General features: G+C 64.1%; 3 protein-coding genes. All 3 read left to right on the forward strand.

Going from position 1 to position 2,220, the window contains the following annotated elements:
• Positions 1-249: 249 nt before the first annotated feature.
• Positions 250-1,005, forward strand: coding sequence for an ABC transporter ATP-binding protein (locus VEK15_22365; protein HXV63462.1), 756 nt, complete (start codon positions 250-252; stop codon positions 1,003-1,005).
• Positions 1,002-1,754: an ABC transporter permease gene (locus VEK15_22370; GenBank protein HXV63463.1), complete on the forward strand. Its 753-nt coding sequence runs from the start codon at positions 1,002-1,004 to the stop codon at positions 1,752-1,754. Before VEK15_22365 ends, VEK15_22370 begins: the two co-directional genes overlap by 4 nt.
• 19 nt (positions 1,755-1,773) lie before the next feature.
• Positions 1,774-2,220 (forward strand): kelch repeat-containing protein (locus VEK15_22375; protein ID HXV63464.1); only part of this gene is annotated, 447 nt, incomplete at its 3' end.

Consider the following 2,220-nt stretch of genomic DNA (forward strand, 5'->3'; position numbering starts at 1 on the left):
ACCTGATCGACCAGGTCGGTGCCGATCGGATCGTGATGGGCACCGACTATCCGTTCCCGGTGGCGAGCCGCGACCCGCTCGACGATGTGATGAGCGTCCCCGGCCTCGACGACTCGGCGAAAGAAGCAATCCTTGGCGCGACCGCCGCACGCCTACTGAAGATACATTCCTGAAAGCGAACGAAGTGAGTCGTGAACCGATCCTCGGGCAAGTCATGGGCGCTTCCTGGAGTGCCGTGAGTCTGCCTCGTTGACCAAAAACGGCGTGACGGCGGTGAGCGTCGAAGGGCTGACCAAATCGTTTTCGGCTCGAACGGCCGTCGAAGGGCTCTCGTTCGACATCGGGGAGAACGAGTTCGTCTCCGTCGTCGGTCCGAGCGGCTGCGGCAAGTCGACCACGCTTCGCATCGTCGCCGGTCTGGAGCGGCCGAGTTCGGGTGCGGTGCGGGTGCGAGGGCGCACGGTCAGCGGGCCCGTTCCCGACGCCGCCATGGTGTTTCAGTCGCCCGTGCTTCTTCCCTGGCGAAGGACGGTCGAGAACGTCGTCTTTCCCGCGGAGATGCGGGGCCGAGCTTCCTCCGAGCATCGCGCCCGGGCGCGCGAGCTCATCCGTCTCGCCGGTCTCGAGGGTTTCGAAGAGCGCTATCCTCACGAGCTCTCGGGAGGCATGCAGCAGCGGGTCTCGATTTGCCGTGCGCTCCTTCTCGAACCGTTCCTCTTGCTGATGGACGAACCGTTTGGCGCTCTCGACGTCCTGACGCGGGAGCGAATGGGCTTCGAGCTCGAGCGGATCTGGAGCGCAACGCGGAGCACCGTGCTCTTCGTCACCCACAGCATCAACGAGGCCGTATTGCTGTCGGATCGCGTTCTCGTGCTCTCGAGCCGGCCGGGACGATTACGCTCTGTCGTTCCGGTGGGGCTCCCGCGCCCGAGAAGCGCCTCGACTCTGAGCGATCCCACGTTCGTGGAGCTGGCGGCAAAGGTAAGGGGGCTCATCGAGTCGTGAAGAAGACGGCGCTCATCGTCTCGGGCCTCGCCGCGCTCCTCGTCGCCTGGGAGTATGGTGTCGGCTTCGCCGGTGTTCCCGAGTATCTTCTTCCGAAGCCCTCGGTCGTTGTGAGCAAATTCGCCGATACGCTTGGGGTTCAGATGACGGAGCTCGGCGTGACCGCGGCGACGACCCTCTTGGGCCTCGCGCTAGCGCTCGGTACGGGAATCCTCCTCGCTCTGGTGGTGACCTACATCGAGCCGCTTCGGGCGATCTTCCTCCCGATTTTCGCCGCGTTCAACGGAATTCCGAAGATCGCGGTCGCTCCGCTTCTCGTAACGTGGTTTGGTCTCGGGGCCGAGCCCAAAGTGCTCCTCGCGTTTCTACTCGGGTTCTTCCCCTTGTTCGTCAACGCCGCGACGGGACTCGCCGAGATCGAGCCCGACATTCTCGACCTTGCCAGGCTTTCGGGAGGTACCGAGCTGCGCCTCTTTTATAAAGTGCGACTGATGCACGCGCTCCCCTACCTGGTCGATGCTCTGAAGGTCGCCTTCCCACTCGCGCTCGCGGGCTCGATCGTGGGAGAGTTCATCGGAGGCAACCGCGGCGTGGGGTACCTCATCCTGTCCGGCCAGTTCAATCTCGACACGCCACTGGTCTTCGCGAGCCTGCTCTCCATCACCCTCTTCACCACCGCGGGGATGGGCGTTTTGATCTTGTTCGAGAACCTCTTCCTCGGGTGGCGGCCGTCGCGACGGCGTATATGATGCTCCTGCCACGATTCCAATGAGCTCTGAAGTCCGACAGAAGGTTGCCGGGTTGTGTTTTTCGCTCGGCCTCGGGGCATCGACGACCTCGGCGTGGCAGCCTCGCGATCCCTGGCCGCCGCCGCTGGCGTCGCATGTCATGACCTATGTTTCGACGCTCTCGCGCGTGGTGTTATTCGGGGGAACGAATCCCGCGCGGGAGATGTCCGCCACCCTCTGGAGCTGGGACGGAGTTTCGTGGGTCGTGCTCGACGAGGACGGTCCGTCGCCACGCATTCACGCAGGGATGGCCTACGATACCGGTCGCGACCGACTCCTCGTGTTCGGTGGTATCGGCTCCGACGGAAAGACGCTCGCCGATACGTGGGAGTGGGACGGGGAGCAATGGATGGAGATCGTGACACGGGGTCTGGGCCCCGGGCCACGAGATCACCACGCGCTCGCTTACGACCCGGTCCGCGAAAGC

The sequence above is a fragment of the Vicinamibacteria bacterium genome (assembly GCA_035620555.1).
Classification (GTDB): domain Bacteria; phylum Acidobacteriota; class Vicinamibacteria; order Marinacidobacterales; family SMYC01; genus DASPGQ01.